Origin of the sequence: Lacticaseibacillus suilingensis (genome assembly GCF_016861845.1) — a bacterium.
Taxonomy (GTDB): domain Bacteria; phylum Bacillota; class Bacilli; order Lactobacillales; family Lactobacillaceae; genus Lacticaseibacillus; species Lacticaseibacillus suilingensis.
On the sequence record NZ_BOLV01000001.1, the window covers coordinates 30,544 to 48,649 of the forward strand.

Below are 18,106 nucleotides of genomic sequence, written 5' to 3' on the forward strand. Positions count from 1 at the left end.
GGCTCATCACCTGCTGCTGAGGCCTTTCTTCCCGCCGGCTTCAATGCTACAGTGAACACACAGAGTTTTGCCAAATGGGCGAGAGGGGTAATAAGATGACAGAACAAATCAAACGCAGTGAGGCGCCAGTGGCCATGACCTGGGATTTGACCGCATTATTTGCCGATGAGGCGGCCTTCACCGCAGCGGTGACCGCAGCACAGGCCAAGACGAAGGCGTTGGCCAAGCAGGAGCAAACGTTTACCGCTGATGCTCAGCAGTTTGCCAAGACGCTGGCCAGCTATTACGAAGCCAGCGAGGCGCTGGATCGCATCGGCATGTACAGTATGCTGGCGGTGGCGCAAGACACCACCGATCCTCAGGCTCAGCAGCTGGAAGCAACCGCTGAGCAAGCCTCGACGGCCTTTGCGCAAGCCGTGGCCTGGTTGGAACCGGCGATTGTGGCCTTGCCGGAATCGCGGCTGACAGCGTTCGAGGCGGCTGAACCCACGTTGAAACAGTACCGCCATGCCTTGGCGGCGATTCGCACGCAGGTGGGCCATGTGCTGGCGCCAGGCGAAGAGCGGGTGCTGGCGGCACTGGGCACCACCATCGATGCGCCAGAGTCGATTCAATCCACGCTGGATGATGCCGATTTGACCTTTGGCACGATTGAATATGATGGCCAAACGCAGCCAATGACCAAGGGCCTGCGCCGCGTCATTGCCGAAAATGGCGCCCGGCCAGTGCGTAAGCAAGCGGCCGAACAGTTCGATACCGCGTATTATGACCATCGTTTCACCTTTGCCCAGAGCTTGCAGGCCCATGTCCATGCCCAAAACACCCTGGCGCAGATTCGCCATTATTCGTCGGCCCGGGCGATGGATCTGAGTCAAAATCAGATCCCGGAAGCGGTGTATGACACGCTGCTCACCGAAACTCATGCGCACTTGGATCTGGCTCATCGCTACTATGCCCTGCGTAAACAAACGCTGGGCTTAGATGTGATGCATCCCTACGACCTATCGCTGCCGCTGACCGGTGGCAAGACGCCATTTGCCCCAACCTATGATGAAGCCACCGCCACAACTTTGGCGGCGCTGGCGCCACTGGGCAGCGATTACCAGGCACACCTGGAGGACGAATTTGCTCATCGCTGGGTCGATGTGCTGGAAACCAAAGGCAAGACCTCTGGCGGCTTTGAAGATGCGGCGTATGGCGTGCATCCGTATATTTTGCTCAACTGGGCCGATAACTATGATGCCATGAGTACCTTGGCTCATGAATCCGGTCACGCGATGCAAAGCGTTTACGCCAATGCCAATCAGCCATATTGGGATTCGCAGTACCCGATTTTTACTGCGGAAGTGGCCTCAACCACGAATGAAAGTCTGCTTAATGCTTATCTGCTGAATACCACCCAAGACGATCGGGCCAAGCAGATTTATCTGTTAAGCGATGAAGTCGAGAACTTTTTAGGCACCTTCTACACCCAGGCGCGGTTTGCCGAGTTTGAGCTGTTCATGTATCAAACCGAAGCCAGCGGCCAGCCCTTAACGGCCGAAGCGTTAACGGCGAAGTGGGATGAGCTGGAAGCTGCTTACTACGGTCCCAGCGTCACGCCAACGCCTTGGCCAAAGGCGCAGTGGGCGCGGATTCCGCATTTCTTTTACAATTACTACATGTATCAGTATGCTACGTCCAAAGCGATTGCGACGACCTTCGCCAAGCGCATCTTGACGGAAGGCGAACCGGCTGTGGCGGCGTATAAGGCCTTCTTGAAGGCCGGTAATTCCGACACCCCAGTCAACTTGCTCAAGCGGGCCGGGATTGATGTCACCAAGCCAGATTACCTCGATGCAGCGTTTGCGCATGTGAAAGGCCGCTTGGATCAACTGGCGAAACTGTTGAATGCTTAACCGGTCAAACTGAAAAGCAAAATGAGCGCCATCAGTCAGCATCATTGTCTGGTGGCGTTTTTTGCTGGCCAAAAATCAATTAATATCAGATATTCGTTATAAAAATAATTAACCTAAGCTACTGTTTTTGCTTGCACAAGGCAGAGTCAGTTTGCTACGCTTAAATTATTCCATGGAACCGTTTTCTTCGACTGACTTTGGCGCGCAAGGTCAGTTCATCTCAGCAAGGGGGCGCCGCATGAAAATCCACAAAGTCCTGAACAACAATGTGGCCATTGTCCGCACCGGGAATGGCCAAGACCAAATTGTCTCTGGCCGCGGCTTGGCGTTCGGCAAGCGCCCCGGCGATGAGCTCGATGTGGCCGCGATTGCGCAGACCTTCACCTTACAAACCAAAAGTACGGTGGCGTACGCGCAATTGTTGGCTGAAATTCCGTATGTCTATTTGCAACTGACAGGTCAGATTTTGACCCAAGCCAAACAAGCGGGCTTGAGTCTTCATTCTGGCGTCGCGCTGACCTTGGCCGATCACTTGGCCACCGCGGTGCAACGCACACAAGCGGGGGACGTGTTGCCGAATGTGATGTTTTGGGACACCCAGCGCTTTTATCCGCGGGAGTTCGCCGTCGCAGAAGGCGCCTTGGCATTGGTGCAAGCCAAGCTGAATGTGAGTCTGCCTGCCGATGAGGCTGGATTTATCGCTTTTCATTTGGTGAACGCCGCCACTGACAGTACCGGCTCTGATGCGGCAGTGGTGACGCGGCTGATGCAAGAAATTTTGAGCATTGTCCGCCACCATTTTCACTTCGAACCGGATCCAACCACGCCGGATTACGGCCGGTTCATTACCCATCTCAAATTCTTCGCCCAGCGGCTGTATCGCAACGAAGCGATGGCCACCGTCGATGAGGAATTGCTGGCGCTCATCAACCAGCGGTACCAAACGCCGGCGAGCTGTGCCCAGAAAATCAGTCACTTTTTAAATGTGCGTTATGGCTTTACGGTGACGCCAGCTGAGTGCGGGTATTTAACCTTGCATATCGAACGGCTGGTGTACCGCAAAGCGCAGTAGGCTGCCTCGCAGCCAGTCAGATCGTTGGATGGTGACATTAAGTTGGCCAAACCTTCGGAAAGAAAACTTCTTTCAGGAGGAACTATCATGACAAAATATGAACAGTTAGCAACCGATATTATTGCCAAAGTCGGTGGCCGGGAAAATATTCTGGGCCTGACGCACTGCGTCACTCGGCTGCGGTTTCAACTCAAAGATGAGGGCAAGGCAGATACCGAAGCCCTCAAGGCCATGGACGGGGTGGTGACCGTGCTGCAATCAGCTGGTCAGTACCAAGTCGTCATCGGTAACCATGTGCCTGATGTGTACGATGAAGTGGTGCGCGTCGGCGGCATTGACACCGGCGACACGAGCACGGCGCCGAAGAAAATGAAATTCGGCGACCGGGTGATCGACTTAATTTCTGGCATCATGATGCCCGCTTTGGCCGTGATGTGTGCCGGCGGGATGATCAAAGGCCTAGCGGTGATTTTGATGGTAACCGGCGCTGTTTCTGATAAAGCCGGCGCTTATATTCTGCTTAATGCGATTGGGGATGCCTGCTTCTACTTCTTCCCGATCATCATTGGCTTCAATGCCGCCAAGAAATTCAACATGACGCCGTTTTTGGGCCTGATTATTGGGGCGGCGTTGGTGCATCCCACCATTAACGGCGTGGATTTGAACTTCTGGGGCATGAACTTCAATGCCAGCTACAGCTCCACGATTTTGCCGGTGATTCTGATGGTGGCGTTAGCGGCACCGCTTGAACGCTGGTTGAATCAGGTCATTCCAGATGTGGTTAAAACGTTCCTGGTCCCAATGCTAACCCTGCTGGTGATCGTGCCGATCGGCTTCATGCTGATTGGCCCAGCCGCCAACGCGGTGTCTATGGTCATCATGCAAGGCGTCGAAGCCCTGACCAACTTCAGCCCGATTTTGGCTGGGCTGGTGCTCGGCGCCACCTGGCAACTGCTGGTGATGTTCGGCGTCCACATGATGATTGTGGTGATGGCCATGATTCCACTGGCCGCGGGGCAACCCACTGCCATTATGGCTGCCATCACCTGGGTGTCCTTCGCGCAAACCGCGGTTGTCGTAGCGATTTGGCTGAAGACGCATGATAAAAAGCTCAAAGGCATTGCTTTACCGGCCTGGATTTCTGGGATTTTCGGCGTGACGGAACCGGCGATTTATGGGGTGACCTTGCCCCGGGTGAAAATGTTTGTGCTGTCCTGTATCGGTGGCGGCTTGGCCGGCGCAGTTAGTGGGGCTTTGGGCATGATGGCTTACCGCATGGGCGGCATGGGCCTGTTCGCCTTACCGAGCTTGCTGAGTGTTGAAAATCCGAGTCGTGATCTGATGTATGCCGGGATTTGCTTAGCGGTCGCGATGATTCCAACCTTCATTGCGGCTTATGTGATGTATCAAGATGATCCAGTGGTGAATGCGATTGAAGATGAAGGCATTCCAGGCGCTCCAACGTTGGAACGCGATACTGTGTTGGCCAGCCCGATGAATGGGCAGCTGATGCCGCTGCGCGATGTGCCAGATGGCGCTTTTGCCGACGGCGCGCTGGGCGCAGGGATTGCGATTGATCCAAGCGATGGCAATGTGGTGGCGCCGGCTGACGCGACCGTGATGACGGTGTTCCCGACCAAACATGCGATTGGGCTGATTACCGACACTGGCGCTGAAGTCCTGCTACACCTGGGCATGGACACCGTGCAATTAGGCGGGGACCATTTTGACGTGAAAGTGGCGCCGGAGCAACATGTCAAAGCTGGCGACTTGCTGGCCACGATTGATATTGACGCGATTCGCGCCGCCGGGTACTCCATGGTGAGCCCGATGGTGGTGACCAATACCAATGACTACCTCGATGTGATTGCGGAACTGACGCCAGATGCCCAAATCGAAGCAGGCACGCCGCTGTTGACTGTCGTTGCCGATACCCAAGAAGCGATGGGAGGGGCTGTCCATGCCGTTTCCAACTGATTTTCTCTGGGGCGCCGCTTTGGCTGCCAACCAATGTGAAGGAGCCTGGAACGAAGGCGGCAAGGGGCCAAGCGTGGCGGATCATTTAACCGCCGGTAGTCGCACCCAGCCGCGCCGCTTCGTGGAGGATTTGGACCTCGATGACTATTTTCCTTCGCACACCGGCGTGGATTTCTACCACCGCTTCGAAGAAGACATCGCCCTGTTTGGCCAAATTGGCTTGAAATGTCTGCGCCTGTCGATTGCCTGGAGCCGCATTTTTCCCAACGGTGATGATGCCCAGCCCAATGAAGAAGGACTCGCGTTTTACGACCGGGTGTTCACCTTATGCCGGGAAAACAACATCACGCCGCTGGTGACCTTGAGTCACTTCGAAATGCCATACCATCTGGTGACGGCTTATAACGGCTTCGCGGACCGGCGGGTGATTGACCTGTTCGTGCGCTACGCCGAGACTTGCTTTACCCGCTACCGCGGCCTGGTGACGCACTGGCTAACGTTCAACGAAATCAACTTCGGTACCCTCAGCGCTGGCCGGTTGATTGGTCTGGGCTTACGCTCGGCCGCCCAGGCGGATTACTTCTTTGGCACAGGCGATGAAACCGAGCAGTACCAGGCGCTGCATCATGTGTTCTTGGCTTCGGCTAAAGCTGTGATCGCCGGGCATCGCATTGATTCAGCTAACCAAATTGGCTGTATGATTGCTAATGGCCTGTCTTATCCGCTGACGCCCCAGCCGGAAGATGTGCTGGCGACGCAGCAGCGCACCGATTGGTTCAATCACTTCTGCGGGGATGTCCATGTCCGCGGCGCGTACCCAAGTTTCGCCAAAGCCAAGCTGGCTAAAATGGGCGTCACCTTGGATCTGGCCTCAGAGGATGAAGCAACGTTGCTGGCAGGGAAAGTGGATTTCTACTCGTTTTCCTACTACTCCAGCTCATGTTTGGCCGCCGAAGCTGGTGAAACCAGTGAGGCTAACCTGCTCGCCGGCCAGAAGAATCCGTATCTGGAAACTTCAGCCTGGGGCTGGCAAATTGACCCAATTGGCTTGCGCGTGACGCTGAACCGGCTGTATCAGCGCTACCAAGTGCCACTGTTGGTCGTGGAAAATGGCCTCGGCGCCGTCGATGAACTCAAAAATGGTGTCGTCGATGACCTGTATCGGATTGATTATCTGCGGGTGCACATCAAAGCCATGCACGATGCCATCGTGGAAGATGGGGTGGATCTGATGGGTTACACCATGTGGACGGCGCTAGATCTGATTTCCGCCGGCACTGGTGAAATGGCCAAGCGCTACGGCCTGATTTATGTCGACCGCGATGACAGCGGCCACGGCAGCCTGGCGCGGACGCCGAAAGCCTCGGCTGCGTGGTACTCAGATGTGATTGCCACGAATGGCGCTTCAGCCTTGGCCGAACTGGCCCACCAGAAGGCGGCAGTGGATTAAGCCGATAATGTTAGGCACCAGCGTGATCGCCAATTTGGCGGTGGCGCTGGTTTTTGTTTTGCTCCTCAAAAATTACCTGTATACTTTAAGGCTGGTTCAAACGTCTTATTAAGGGAAGGAGGGGTGAGATGGTAAAGTCAGACTTTGATGCTCACTTGCTGACATTAGGCCAGCAAGTGGTGCAGCGCCTGCAAGCGCGGGGCATTCAACGGGCCGATGCCGAGGATGCCGTGGCCACGGCTTATGAAAAAATCATTATCCTGCTGCCCAACTTGTCAGTGCGCAATTTTGATGGCTGGTTTTACCGGATTGCCCTGAACGCCTGCCTCGATGAACTGCGCAAACACCGCCGCGAAACCTTGACGCAGCAGCTGCCGGAAGCCAGTACGCTGACGCCGCAAAGCTTTGCGACATTAATTGCGCCGCTCCCGGCCAACCAGCAGGAGCTCGTGGCGCGGAAGTATTACTACGGCTTTTCATATGAAGAAATCGGGGCGCTGCTGGCCATCAAACCGGCCAGTGTCAAAACGATGTTAGCCCGCGCACGGAAGCAGTTGCGCGGTCAATGGGAGGAAACATAAGATGTTAGATCAAGCCTTACGCAAAGCCAAATGGCGCCAGCGCCTGATGATGGTGCTGATTGCCGTGGTTGTCTTAATCATTGGAGGACCGCTCGCCTATAGTGGACTCAACCAATTATGTGGGCGTCAAACCGATGCCTTGTACACCGCGCTCACGAATTATCATTTGGTGGCGGAGCCGAATGTGACGGTGGCCAGTGAAATGCTTGCTAATAATTCCAGCTTTGGCGGGAATGTTGTCACCAAGGAATATAAGGAAATTGATGGTTATGTGGTGCCTTGGGGAACATACACGTCGCATTACAGTTTCCACGACTGGGAAATGGACGAGAGTTTTACCCAGACGGTTTCCAATCGCCTTGATGAAAACACAGATCGCCAGCAGTTTCAAAACACGACCCTGCAGAAAGTGGCTCGCTTTTACACGCACACCCATGACCTACCGAATGAAGCTCGAAGCTTGAGTCGGCTACCCAACCATGTGGGCGAAATTGCAGTGACTTTTTCCCGCGCCGTGACGTATGCGGAACTGAAGCAATGGGTGCCAAAAAATGTCAATTTGACCTGGGGGTATGTCTTTAACGACACCAAGCGTGTGGCCCTGGAAGGCGATAATAGTGGCTTAGTCGAAAACCCGATTGGGATGGATCTCAGTTATGATCAAGGTCCCAGTCGTCAGCTTAAGGATTGGCAAACGGCTTTGCGTGGGTACTGGGGAAACCAGACACGGAGCGCTGGGATGAAGCTGGCCCTCAAGGCTTCCGCCAAAACTTTGCAGTTTCGTGGGGTGATTCTCACTGGCACGACCGAGCAGTTGGTGAAGGTGGCGGGCGCCGCTAACGTGGCCGGCACCAGCGTTGGCGTCACCGTCGCTCGGGTGCCGTATATTAAGCCAGTTAAATAAGTGCGCACAGAAAAATAGTCCAGACCCAGCGTAAGCTGATGCGCCGAGTCTGGGCTATTTGAATGCTTTAGTTGGTCGTCAGTTGGTACAGCGTGAAGGTGTTTTTCCGGCGAATGATCACGCAAAGCTCACCCTTGGGATTGCTAAAGCTGTAAGTACCGCCTGAGCGATCAGCGTATTTGACTGTCTTGTGGCGCGTCGGGCCGACGACAATGGTGTAGCCTTCAGATGTCGGCGGCGTCGCTGGCTGCGTGAGCCTGGCCCCCGCAAAACCCAAGCCGCCTCCGATGAGTAGCACGATGACAAAAGCAAGCACCCAACGCGATGTCTTTTTCATTCTAGTTTCCTCCCATTCTCCTGGTGGTAGTGGGGAAATTATATCACAATTAGAAAACGCTTTCATCATAGCGAACCGGTTCAGGCGGGGGCCAAACGTGAAGTCACGTACTTCAAGTAAGTGTTGACAGCCGCCCTTGAAGTCGGTATTATCGATAGATGTTAATCGTATTGGTTACGATTTTCATTTAATCAGCAGGGGGAAGACTGTTTATGAAACGCCATTTTTGGCTCTTGGGCCTGATCATGCTTTTGGGCTTGACCGCCTGTTCACCCAAACCTAGCGCGCACAAGCAGCTGACCGTGGTCGCTAGCGTGAATTTTTACGGCGAAGTTGCCAAGGCCGTGGCCGGCAATTACGGCCACGTGACGGCGATTATCGACGACCCGGCGGTGGACCCGCATGACTATGAGCCCACCACCGAAGCCGCGAAAACCGTGGCGAATGCGAATGTGGTGGTGGTTAACGGCGCCGGTTATGATAGCTGGATGAGTCGGCTCACCGCGGCGGATAATGATCTGGTCAAAACCATTTCGGCGGCCAAAGTGGTCGGGGTGAAGGCCGGTGAAAACGAGCACATCTGGTATAAACTCAAGATGATGGTCAAAATGGCCAACGCCTTGGCGAAAACCTATGGTGAAGTCGATCCGGCGCATCAAGCTGCGTACCGCAAAAACGCTCAGCGCTACATCAAATCGCTGCAGCCCATGTTTGACCTCGAAGCCAAACTGAAGGCCAGCGCCAAAAACCAAACCGTCGCGGTGTCGGAACCGGTTTTTGATAATACCCTCACGGCGCTGGGCTATCACATCATGAACGGGCATTTTGCGCGCGCGATTGAGGACAGTAGTGACCCCAGTCCCCAGGATGTACGCAAACTTGAGCGCGCCCTTGAGGCTAAGCAAGTCGCTTTTTTCGTGCAAAATACGCAAGTCGAGAGCAAAATCGTGACCAATATGGTGGCGAAAGCCAAGGCCGCTGGGGTGCCGATTGTCAAAGTCACCGAAACCATGCCTAAAGGCCAAACGTACCGTAGTTGGATGATGGCTCAATACAAACAAATTCAAAAAATTCAGGCGCGTTAGGCGTCGAACAAACATGACTGAGGAGGTCAACTTTATGGCAAAAAAAGCAAAAATTGAAAAGGCGAAGCGGCAGGCCCAATTGGTTGCCAAGTATGCTGTTCGCCGCAAGGAACTCAAGGCACAAGGCGATTATGCCGGCTTGGCTAAGTTGCCTCGCAACTCTAGCGCTGTGCGCCTGCACCATCGTGATGAACTGGACGGCCGTCCGCATGCCTACATGCGCAAGTTCGGCCTGTCTCGCTTGAACTTCCGGCAGCTTGCGCACAAAGGTCAGATTCCTGGCGTGCGTAAGGCGAGCTGGTAGAAAGGAGCCGCTCATGGCTAAAACTGATGCCGCCACCGCGCGGCGCCAAATGCAAAGTCCCAATATCAAGACCCGCAAGCGCGCCTTGCGGACCATCAAAACCCTGAAGAAACAGGGCAAATAAGCAGTTTGACCAGCCAGTCTCGCCTGCGCGCGAGGCTGGCTTTTTTGGCCCGAAATTACCGATATTGTACACACAAAATTAAATCGATAACAATTTATCAGCCGCATAATGCCGGTTTAGCGGCATTGCTATGCTATACTAGATTGGCGCAATCATCTACTTGCTCGTCTGTGTGAGGCGAAAATCAGCAAGTGCATAACGGAGGAAAAGACATGAAAGCAATCTGTGCAGAATTTATGGGCACATTCCTGTTGGTATTTTTAGGTAGTGGTGCGGTGTTGTTCGCTAAGGGCGACGCCTTGACCATTGCCATTGGTTTTGGGTTAGCGATTACGATTTCGGCTTATGCCTTTGGTGGCATTACCGGCGGTCACTTCAACCCAGCGGTCACCACTGCGTTTATGATCAACGGCCGCACCGGCATTGGTGAAGGTCTTGTTTACATCGTGTCCCAAATCGTTGGCGCCATTGCTGCCAGTGGTGCCGTGCGGGTCATCGTTGGCGCTTTGAACCTGCCAGCCACCCAAATGGCCCAAACCGACTTTCCAAAGCTGTCGGTGGGCGCGGCGTTTTTCGTTGAAGCCTTGGCCACCTTCCTGTTTTTGGTCGTGATTTTGAACGTTACCTCCGATGATCATGGCAATGGCGACTTTGCTGGCTTAGCGATTGGGGTCACCTTGATGCTGCTGATCATCTTCAGCGTCAACTTGACCGGTGCTTCCTTGAACCCAGCGCGTTCCATTGGCCCCGCTATTTTTGCTGGTGGCAGCGCCTTGAGTCACCTGTGGCTGTACATTGTGGCCCCAGAAGTCGGCGCGATTTTGGCGGCATTCTGCTCCCGGCTCTTGATGGCGACAGAGGACTAGCATTAAACCGTAAAGCAATCAGCTCGGGCCATGGCTCGAGCTTTTTTGATGCGATGAAAAATACGCCGCCCTCTGCAGCCTGTATAGTCGCGCTGCGCATGGGCAACGCCAGAGTGGATAGCTACGCCTAAGTCCTCGCCGTCAGGACCGGACGGCAAGGACTTAGGCTAGGCTACCCATCTGGCTAAAAGCGCCCATGCTCCGCAGCCTGTATAGTCGCGCTGCGGGCGGCAACGGATGAGTGTCCAGCTACGCTTGAGGCCTCGCCGCCAAAGAGCGGCGGCAATGCCTCAAGCTAGGCTGGCCATCATCCTAAGAGCGCCGCCCTCCGCAGCCTCGAAAATAACACGTTCCGGAAAAGTAACGAGAAAGCGGTTTACCGAGGTAGTGAATTACGTTAAGGTAATCACGAAACAGAAATTGGTCTATGTGACGAATGGGAAAGGAAAGGTGTCTTTATGACGAAATTACCTGATGGTTTTCTGTGGGGCGGCGCGGTAGCGGCGCATCAACTCGAAGGTGGCTGGCAAGAAGGCGGCAAGGGGATGTCCATTGCCGATGTGATGACCGCTGGGGCCAATGGCGTTGAACGCCAGATTACTGATGGCGTAATTCCTGGGAAAAACTATCCTAACCACGAGGCGATTGATTTTTATCACCACTACAAAGAAGACATCAAGTTGATGGCCGAAATGGGCTTTAAGGCGTTCCGGACTTCGATTGCCTGGACCCGGATTTTCCCGAATGGCGATGAAACGGAACCTAATGAGGCGGGCCTCGCTTTTTATGACGATGTGTTTGCTGAATGTCATAAGTATGGCATCGAGCCGGTCATTACCTTGTCTCACTTTGAAATGCCTTGGCATCTGGTCAAAGCTTATGGCGGTTGGCGCGACCGGCGGCTGATCGATTTCTTCGTCCGTTTCGCGACGGTGTGCTTTAAGCGCTACAAGGGTAGTGTGAAGTACTGGATGACCTTCAACGAAATCGACAATCAGTGCGATTACAACCGCGAATTTTCCATGGCCACCAACTCCGGCTTGATTTTCCCGGCAGGGGCCACGGATGATGACCGAGCGCGGGCAATGTATCAGGCTTCGCACTACGAATTGGTCGCCAGTGCGCTAGCGGTGAAAGCTGGCCACGAAATTGACCCGAACAACCAAATCGGCTGCATGATCAACTTTACGCCGCAATTCCCGGCCACCTGCAAGCCAGAGGACTTGTTCATGGCCGAAAAGGCGATGCAGAAGCGCTCATTCTGGAGTGATGTGCATGTCCGCGGCCACTATCCAGATTACATGGAAGCTTACTTCAAGCGGACTGGCTATCGTGCTGACATTACCGATGAAGACCGCGCCGCGCTCGCTGCTGGCACGGTGGATTACGTTGGCTTCTCCTACTACGCCTCCAACACGGTGGCGCGCCAAGCCGACAACCAGTATTACGATTTTGTGGGCGACAAGGAAGGCGTCGAGAACCCTTATTTGAAGAAGACCGAATGGGGCTGGACCATCGATCCCCTGGGCCTGCGCTGGAGTTTGAACTGGTTGGCGGAACGGTATGACAAGCCGCTGATGATTGTGGAAAATGGCCTCGGTGCCATTGATCATGTGGAAGCGGATGGCAAGATTCACGATCCGTATCGTGTCGCTTACCTGCGCGCCCACATCAAGGAAATGGAAGCCGCAGTCGAAGAAGACGGTGTCAACTTGCTGGGTTACATGCCTTGGGGCTGCATCGATTTGGTTTCTGCCGGGACCGGTCAGATGGACAAGCGTTATGGCTTTATCTATGTCGATAAAAATGACGCCGGCGAAGGCACCTTGACCCGCAGCCGGAAAGACTCGTTCTACTGGTATCAGCAGGTTATCCAATCCAATGGCGAAAACTTGGCCGATATTGATCCTGAATAGTGATGACAAGCGTCGGTTAACCCCGGCGCTTTTTTGGCGCCTGTGGTAGACTGGGAACATTCAATTCAGCAAGGAGGCCTTGCGATGCCTGTCATTCGTCCCATTCAGCCCAAAGATGATGCCCAGATGAAAGCTATTTTGCAAGCCTGCTTGGAGAAAGCCGATTTGGCGCAGCCGGGTACCGCCTATTATGATCCGCAAATTGGCGCGTTGGCCGAATATTACGCAGGCTTGCCACACGCGGGATATTTCGTCGCCGTTGCCGCTGATCATGACGACCTCGTGCTGGGAGGTTGTGGTTTCGGACCCGTGGGACCTGAAGCCGGGATTTGCGAGCTGCAAAAGCTTTATCTGACGCCGGCCGCACGCGGGCAAGGACTCTCTAAGCGGTTGTTAGCGGGCACGATTGCCGCGGCTAGGGCTTCGGGCTACCAGCAGATGTATGTCGTGACCGATACCAAGCTGCCGATTGCCAACTTGCTGTATCAGGCCCAGGGCTTCACCCGCTTGGCTCAGCCGCTCGCGGGGGATGAGCACAACGGCTGTGATACCTGGTACCTCAAGGCGATTTAATTGGCTTCAGCCAGTTGAGAAAAATGCCCCAACTTTCACGGCGAAAGTTGGGGCATTTTGGTTACTTTATAGAGGTTTGGTGGCCAGTTCAGCCAGCACCTGCGCTTGGGGCGCCGGCAACGTGCCATCGGCTTTGGGCCCGACATTAAGCAGCAGGCGGCCGTTGCGCGGCCGGGCTTCGGCCACAATTCGGCGAATTTGCTTGGCCGTCAGAAAGTCGCTAGGCCGCGCCGCCTGGTTGTAGCCAAAGGATAGATCCATGCCGCGGGTGATTTCGTAATAAGGCGCCTGGCCTTGCCAGTCGGTGGTGTATTCCAGCGTCCGGTAGTCGTAATACGGCGGCTCGCTGGTGTGGCCTTTTTTGGCCAATACGCCTTGGACCGCGCCGCCAAGATTGACCAGCGGATACAAAGCTTTATGGCGCATCCAGTTCCGGTAATCGCCCCAGCGGTCATCGACCATGCCCTCTGGCACCGCAGCGTAATAGTCTTTGAACAACTGCGGCAGGCGCGGGTCATTGGGATAGCCGATATCACTCCACAAAATATCCGGGTGGTAGCGGTCAATCAGCTCATGCCACTGGGCCCACACGTAATCGCGGTACTGCTGGCTGGTGGGGTTGCCAAGGGCAAAGCTGGCGGCGCTTTGAATGCGTTCGTGCTTGAACGACCAGTCGAACAAACTGGAATAATACACCCCAAACCGCATGCCGCGGGCCCGTACGGCCTTGGCCAACGCCCCGACAAAATCAAAATCCAGATGATAATCAAGCTGTTTGGGGTTTTGAACGGCAGTGTCATACATCACGAAGCCATCATGATGTTTGGTCACCACCACGACATACTTGGCATGGGCCTGGGAAAATTGATCCGCCCACGCCTCGACGTCCACCTTTGCGGCGTCTTTTTTGAACGCCGTCGCAAAATCGCGATAAGGGGCCGCGCCATAATGGGCTTGATGATAGCGGCCGGTGGGGCCGGTGGGAAAGAGCATGCTGTTAGCGTACCATTCGGCATAAGGCTGGTGCTTAAATTGTTCGTACAAGGTTGGATGCTTGCCCGGACCCGTCACTGGTGCTGGCGCGTAGGCCGGGACACTGTAAAGCCCCCAATGAATGAAAATGCCAAAGTCGGCTGCTTGAAACCATTGTGGGGCTTGATGGCGATGAATATTGACTGGCATAGGTGCCGCCTCCTTTAAAGTCGTGCGAGCTGCTTTTGTGCGGTGTCGCGGCTGATCTTACCGGCATTGGCTTCGGCCATCAGCTGCACATCGCGGTCGTGAAGATGATACCCCAACAGTGGGATTAACGCGATGCCAGCACCGATGGCCGGTACGAGTTGGGCGACGATCCACAGGCCATTTAACGCCTGGCCACTTTGGTGCACGGCCAAGTGCTGAAGCGCGGCGAAGCTGTTGGCCTGCAAAGGTTCCCAGGCGAACAAGCCGAGAATGAACAGCCCCAGCGGCTGGGCCAGTGAGATCAATTTGCCGGCGAAGGATTGAATGGCAAAAGCAATCCCACGGGCATCGATTCCAGTGGTGAAGCGGCCGTATTCCACAATGTCAGGCGTGAAGGTCAAATTAAGCGTCAGTACAATGCCTTGCGGAATGGCGCGAATGGCCACCAAAGTGAGGTACCGTGGTAAGCTGCTGGTGCCGCCAAGATAAACCAGCAAGGCGGTAGCGGCAAAGGCCACCGCACTCCAGAAAAACAGACGGAACTTGTCCACCCGTTTCAGAATCACGCCCATCAGCGGCGATAAAATGGCAATCGGAATCGAAGTGGCGAGTAAGGTAAGGGTGGACACCAGCGCGCTGCCAAAGAAGTAATATGACACGAATAGATCCACCGCCGCATTGGTCGCGGTGATGCCGGCGATGATGTAGTAGAGATAATAACGTTGCAAATATTTATTGGCTTTGACATACTGCCACATTTGGCGCAGCGAGTAACTGGTGGTGGCGTCTTGATTAGGGACGCGCTCTTTGACCACAAAACTTACCGGCAGCATCAGCAGCAGCATCACCACCGCTAGCAAGGTCGCGGTGGTGCCAAACGAGAAGCCCACCTGCTCGGAAACCATGAAGGTGGCGCCCATGCTGGTCAAAAAGGTACCCACCATCGCTGCCATCCGTGCTACGGCCAAAATCCCATTGCGCTCTGTGGTGGCGGTGGTCATGAGGGTGACCAAGTTGTAGATTGGGACATCGCTAATGGTGTATGCCGTATCCCACAGAATATAGCTGAGCGCGAACCACACCAGCTTACCAGCAGGGTTCAAACTTTGCGGAATGTGAAACACCACCACGGTGAGTAGTGGCACCAGCACCATCGCCAGCCGCAGCCAAGGCAGACTTTGCCCGCCTTTGAAATGCACCCGGTCAAAAATAATCCCGAATAACGTGTCACTGAAAGCATCCCACAGCTTCACCGCCACCATAGCAAAAGCGATTTGCGTGGCGGCAATGCCGCTGAGCAGCAGGTAGGTCGTTAGCATGCCGGTTAAGAAGCTCATCGCCATGCCTTGGCCAGTGAAGTAGCTCCAGTAGCTCGCTTTTTCAGGAAAAGTGGTTTGCTTGTCGGTCATGATGGTCGCCTCCTACTATGATTGGCGCGCCGCACCAGCCAGTCAACTTGCCAGAGCTTCAAGCTGCCGCCGCTTTGTTGGGCGAGCCTGATCAGTGGGGTATCCCAGACAATGGTGGCTAAAAATTCGCCGGCTGGGGAGTGCGGATCCGCGTCTTCTTTGCGTTGCATGTTGCCGATGATCACTTTGGCCAGTGCGTTAATGGTGCGTGAATATTGGGCTAATGCGCGCGGCGTGCTCAGCCGGGTGAAGGTGCCAGGCTGCGCCACCGAGTCATGCGGGGTCAAGCCGCTCAACGCCGTAAAATCAGCGGCGCTAGGTTGGCCTTGCGGCTGCTGATACCAGCTTGGCACGCTGGTTTTAGCGGCAGGGGCCGCCACCGTCATCGGGACGGGTGGCTGCAAGTCGCGGCTGGAGGTCCCAACGCTGAGGCTCCAGGCCCCGCCTGCGAGCTGAAAGGCTTGTTTGGAGTCCTGCCAGCGTTCAAAGGCGTGACGCGGCACCTGCAGGGTCACTGTGGTTTGCTCGCCTGGCGCGAGCCACACTTTTTGAAACGCGGCTAAGGCCCGTAGTGGCGTGAGTTGCGCCTGATCCAGCTGGCCAGTGTAAACTTGCAACACTTCGGCGCCGCGGCAGCTGCCGGTATTGGTCAATGTTACTTGCACGCTAATGTGCTTGGTGCCCACCGTCACAGTGCGTTCAGGGACGGTAATGTTATCGAGGCGAAATTGGGTGTAGCTCAAGCCATAGCCAAAGGGGAAGGCCACTGCCAGCGCCGCTTTGTCATAATAACGGTAACCCACATACAGACTTTCGCGGTATGGCACATCCAGCGGCTGGCCAAATTGCTGGGATGGCACATCGCTGTAGCGCAGGGGATAGCTTTCGGCCAGCTTACCGGAAGGGCTGATGGCACCAAATAATAGCCGCTCGGTGGCCGCGCCGACGCGTTCGCCGCCAAGAAAAACATTGAGAATGGCCGTGGCATGGGTGACCCAAGGCATGGTCACCACCGAACCGGCCACCAGCACGACGGCCACTTGTGGGTTAGCGGCGGTGACGGCGGCAATGACTGCCTCTTGGTTAGCCGGCAGGGCGAGGGTTTGGCGGTCGCTACCTTCCGCTTCAGCCGTGTCCGGTAACCCCACAACCAGGACCACCGGCTGCTCGAGTTTGGCGGCAGTGGTAGCTGCTTCAAGGAGGGCGACGTCAGGCTGGCCATCCAGCTGATAACCGGCGGCATACGTCACTTCGCGGCCCGCGGCTTGAAGCCCAGCGAGAATTGAAGTGGTTTCTGGGGTCGTGATGTGCGACGAGCCAGCGCCTTGAATTCGCGTGTTCGCTGCCAACGCACCAATCACGGTGAGCGGTTGCTCAGCGGCGAAAGGTAGCAAACCATCATTTTTCATCAGCACGGCTGACTGCTCGGCAATCGCCTGTGCTAGGTCAGCATTGGCGGCGAGTAAAGTCTGCTGGTCGCCGCCAGCTGGGCGCGGTTGATTGGCCAAGTGGGCAATGTTGCTGACAGCCCGGGCCAAGGCCGTGCGTTCCAATTGGCCGCTAGCAAGGGCAGTTTCAGCCTGGCGGTCGAATAAATGGCCAGAACTTGGCATTTCCAAGTCAGTGCCAGCGTTCAGCGCCGCCACTTTATCATTCAAACCGCCCCAGTCGGTGACCACGAGCCCCTTGAAGCCCCATTGACCGCGGAGCACGTCATTGAGCAGATACTGGTGGTCGCTCATATAGGTGCCATTGACTTGGTTGTAGGCGGTCATCACTGTGTCCGGCTGGGCCAAGGTCACCGCCAGGCGAAAGGCTTCAAGGTAGAGCTCGTGCAGCGCCACCGGGTCAATCAACGAATTCGAGCGCAAGCGGTCGGTTTCCTGGCTGTTACCGGCAAAATGCTTCAGCGAGGCCGAGACGCCAGCGCTTTGTAGACCATTGATCCAAGCCGCGGCGAGGTGACCAGCCAGCAGCGGATCTTCGGCGAAATATTCAAAATTGCGCCCGCCCAGCGGATTGCGTTTGATATTGACGCCTGGCCCCAGCACCACATCGACTTGGTAGTGGCGCGCCTCTTGGGCAATGGCGCGGCCCATGGCTTTGAGCAAACTCGGGTCCCAGCTGCTGGCACTGGCGCTAGCGGTGGGAAAGGCCGTGGCCACCGCCGCCTCATTGAGGCCGAGATGGTCGCCGGCCTTGGCCTGAAAGCGCAAGCCATGAGGGCCATCGCTCAGCCGGATGCTGGGAATGCCGGCGCGACTTTCGGTGGTCCAAAACTCGTGGCCTGAGGTGAGCGCAATTGCATCTTGATCGGTCAAACTGCGCTGGTTGCTACCAGCACCAATGTTGATTGTCATGGAACCACCCTTTTCCTGATTGTACTCGTAGAATAACACGTGTTCCCTTAAGTTGCCACGAGTTTGCG

General features: G+C 55.4%; 16 protein-coding genes. 12 read left to right on the forward strand and 4 right to left on the reverse strand.

Going from position 1 to position 18,106, the window contains the following annotated elements; genetic code table 11:
- Positions 1-95 precede the first annotated feature (95 nt).
- The 6 genes from pepF to JUF11_RS00185 all read left to right on the forward strand — a co-directional run bounded on the left by pepF (position 96) and on the right by JUF11_RS00185 (position 7,882).
- On the forward strand, positions 96-1,898 hold the full coding sequence (gene pepF / locus JUF11_RS00160) for an oligoendopeptidase F (RefSeq protein ID WP_204117779.1): 1,803 nt from the start codon (positions 96-98) through the stop codon (positions 1,896-1,898).
- A 238-nt stretch (positions 1,899-2,136) separates the two neighbouring features.
- Positions 2,137-2,970, forward strand: a complete 834-nt coding sequence (locus tag JUF11_RS00165; RefSeq protein WP_204117780.1) for a PRD domain-containing protein — start codon at positions 2,137-2,139, stop codon at positions 2,968-2,970.
- Between the two features lie 87 nt (positions 2,971-3,057).
- Positions 3,058-4,947, forward strand: a complete 1,890-nt coding sequence (locus tag JUF11_RS00170) for a beta-glucoside-specific PTS transporter subunit IIABC (protein WP_204117781.1) — start codon at positions 3,058-3,060, stop codon at positions 4,945-4,947.
- Positions 4,931-6,397, forward strand: coding sequence for a glycoside hydrolase family 1 protein (locus JUF11_RS00175; protein WP_204117782.1), 1,467 nt, complete (start codon positions 4,931-4,933; stop codon positions 6,395-6,397). Before JUF11_RS00170 ends, JUF11_RS00175 begins: the two co-directional genes overlap by 17 nt.
- A 128-nt stretch (positions 6,398-6,525) precedes the next feature.
- Positions 6,526-6,978, forward strand: a complete 453-nt coding sequence (locus tag JUF11_RS00180) for an RNA polymerase sigma factor (protein WP_204117783.1) — start codon at positions 6,526-6,528, stop codon at positions 6,976-6,978.
- 1 nt (position 6,979) lies between these two features.
- A complete protein-coding gene (locus JUF11_RS00185; protein WP_204117784.1) occupies positions 6,980-7,882 on the forward strand; it encodes a sigma factor regulator N-terminal domain-containing protein in 903 nt (300 codons plus the stop codon).
- Positions 7,883-7,949: 67 nt separating this feature from the next.
- On the opposite strand, the gene JUF11_RS00190 is transcribed toward JUF11_RS00185, so the two are convergent.
- A complete protein-coding gene (locus JUF11_RS00190) occupies positions 7,950-8,219 on the reverse strand; it encodes a hypothetical protein (RefSeq protein ID WP_204117785.1) in 270 nt (89 codons plus the stop codon).
- A 212-nt stretch (positions 8,220-8,431) separates the two neighbouring features.
- Between JUF11_RS00190 and JUF11_RS00195 the strand changes: the two genes are divergently transcribed.
- The 6 genes from JUF11_RS00195 to JUF11_RS00220 all read left to right on the forward strand — a co-directional run bounded on the left by JUF11_RS00195 (position 8,432) and on the right by JUF11_RS00220 (position 13,087).
- On the forward strand, positions 8,432-9,304 hold the full coding sequence (locus JUF11_RS00195) for a metal ABC transporter solute-binding protein, Zn/Mn family (protein WP_204117786.1): 873 nt from the start codon (positions 8,432-8,434) through the stop codon (positions 9,302-9,304).
- 34 nt (positions 9,305-9,338) lie between these two features.
- The gene (rpsN, locus tag JUF11_RS00200; RefSeq protein WP_204117787.1) at positions 9,339-9,608 is read left to right on the forward strand and encodes a 30S ribosomal protein S14; all 270 of its coding nucleotides are present in this window, start codon (positions 9,339-9,341) and stop codon (positions 9,606-9,608) included.
- Positions 9,609-9,621: 13 nt separating this feature from the next.
- Positions 9,622-9,732, forward strand: coding sequence for a putative metal homeostasis protein (locus tag JUF11_RS00205; RefSeq protein ID WP_204117788.1), 111 nt, complete (start codon positions 9,622-9,624; stop codon positions 9,730-9,732).
- A 212-nt stretch (positions 9,733-9,944) separates the two neighbouring features.
- Positions 9,945-10,598: an MIP/aquaporin family protein gene (locus tag JUF11_RS00210; protein WP_204117789.1), complete on the forward strand. Its 654-nt coding sequence runs from the start codon at positions 9,945-9,947 to the stop codon at positions 10,596-10,598.
- Positions 10,599-11,056: 458 nt separating this feature from the next.
- Entirely contained in the window at positions 11,057-12,514 is a 1,458-nt protein-coding gene (locus tag JUF11_RS00215; protein ID WP_204117790.1) for a 6-phospho-beta-glucosidase, read from the forward strand.
- A gap of 84 nt (positions 12,515-12,598) precedes the next feature.
- Positions 12,599-13,087 carry a GNAT family N-acetyltransferase gene (locus JUF11_RS00220; RefSeq protein WP_204117791.1) on the forward strand — a complete coding sequence of 163 codons (489 nt, stop codon included), beginning with the start codon at positions 12,599-12,601 and terminating at the stop codon, positions 13,085-13,087.
- A 66-nt stretch (positions 13,088-13,153) separates the two neighbouring features.
- Here JUF11_RS00220 and JUF11_RS00225 read toward each other — a convergent pair whose 3' ends face one another.
- From JUF11_RS00225 to JUF11_RS00235, 3 genes are read right to left on the reverse strand one after another with little or no spacing between them, the layout of a single operon-like run.
- Entirely contained in the window at positions 13,154-14,269 is a 1,116-nt protein-coding gene (locus tag JUF11_RS00225; protein ID WP_204117792.1) for an alpha-L-fucosidase, read from the reverse strand.
- A gap of 14 nt (positions 14,270-14,283) precedes the next feature.
- Positions 14,284-15,678: an MFS transporter gene (locus JUF11_RS00230; RefSeq protein WP_204117793.1), complete on the reverse strand. Its 1,395-nt coding sequence runs from the start codon at positions 15,676-15,678 to the stop codon at positions 14,284-14,286.
- Positions 15,675-18,038 (reverse strand): glycoside hydrolase family 3 C-terminal domain-containing protein, encoded by a 2,364-nt coding sequence (locus tag JUF11_RS00235; RefSeq protein WP_204117794.1) that lies wholly within the window; start codon positions 18,036-18,038, stop codon positions 15,675-15,677. The genes JUF11_RS00230 and JUF11_RS00235 overlap by 4 nt, the downstream gene beginning before the upstream one ends.
- Between the last annotated feature and the right edge of the window lie 68 nt (positions 18,039-18,106).

Excerpts from the sequence above, each read along its gene's own strand:
- pepF (WP_204117779.1), top strand. The coding sequence starts at position 96 with ATGACAGAACAAATCAAACGCAGTGAGGCGCCAGTGGCCATGACCTGG.
- JUF11_RS00165 (WP_204117780.1), top strand. The coding sequence starts at position 2,137 with ATGAAAATCCACAAAGTCCTGAACAACAATGTGGCCATTGTCCGCACC.
- JUF11_RS00170 (WP_204117781.1), top strand. The coding sequence starts at position 3,058 with ATGACAAAATATGAACAGTTAGCAACCGATATTATTGCCAAAGTCGGT.
- JUF11_RS00175 (WP_204117782.1), top strand. The coding sequence starts at position 4,931 with ATGCCGTTTCCAACTGATTTTCTCTGGGGCGCCGCTTTGGCTGCCAAC.
- JUF11_RS00180 (WP_204117783.1), top strand. The coding sequence starts at position 6,526 with ATGGTAAAGTCAGACTTTGATGCTCACTTGCTGACATTAGGCCAGCAA.
- JUF11_RS00185 (WP_204117784.1), top strand. The coding sequence starts at position 6,980 with ATGTTAGATCAAGCCTTACGCAAAGCCAAATGGCGCCAGCGCCTGATG.
- JUF11_RS00190 (WP_204117785.1), bottom strand. The coding sequence starts at position 8,219 with ATGAAAAAGACATCGCGTTGGGTGCTTGCTTTTGTCATCGTGCTACTC.
- JUF11_RS00195 (WP_204117786.1), top strand. The coding sequence starts at position 8,432 with ATGAAACGCCATTTTTGGCTCTTGGGCCTGATCATGCTTTTGGGCTTG.
- rpsN (WP_204117787.1), top strand. The coding sequence starts at position 9,339 with ATGGCAAAAAAAGCAAAAATTGAAAAGGCGAAGCGGCAGGCCCAATTG.
- JUF11_RS00205 (WP_204117788.1), top strand. The coding sequence starts at position 9,622 with ATGGCTAAAACTGATGCCGCCACCGCGCGGCGCCAAATGCAAAGTCCC.
- JUF11_RS00210 (WP_204117789.1), top strand. The coding sequence starts at position 9,945 with ATGAAAGCAATCTGTGCAGAATTTATGGGCACATTCCTGTTGGTATTT.
- JUF11_RS00215 (WP_204117790.1), top strand. The coding sequence starts at position 11,057 with ATGACGAAATTACCTGATGGTTTTCTGTGGGGCGGCGCGGTAGCGGCG.
- JUF11_RS00220 (WP_204117791.1), top strand. The coding sequence starts at position 12,599 with ATGCCTGTCATTCGTCCCATTCAGCCCAAAGATGATGCCCAGATGAAA.
- JUF11_RS00225 (WP_204117792.1), bottom strand. The coding sequence starts at position 14,269 with ATGCCAGTCAATATTCATCGCCATCAAGCCCCACAATGGTTTCAAGCA.
- JUF11_RS00230 (WP_204117793.1), bottom strand. The coding sequence starts at position 15,678 with ATGACCGACAAGCAAACCACTTTTCCTGAAAAAGCGAGCTACTGGAGC.
- JUF11_RS00235 (WP_204117794.1), bottom strand. The coding sequence starts at position 18,038 with ATGACAATCAACATTGGTGCTGGTAGCAACCAGCGCAGTTTGACCGAT.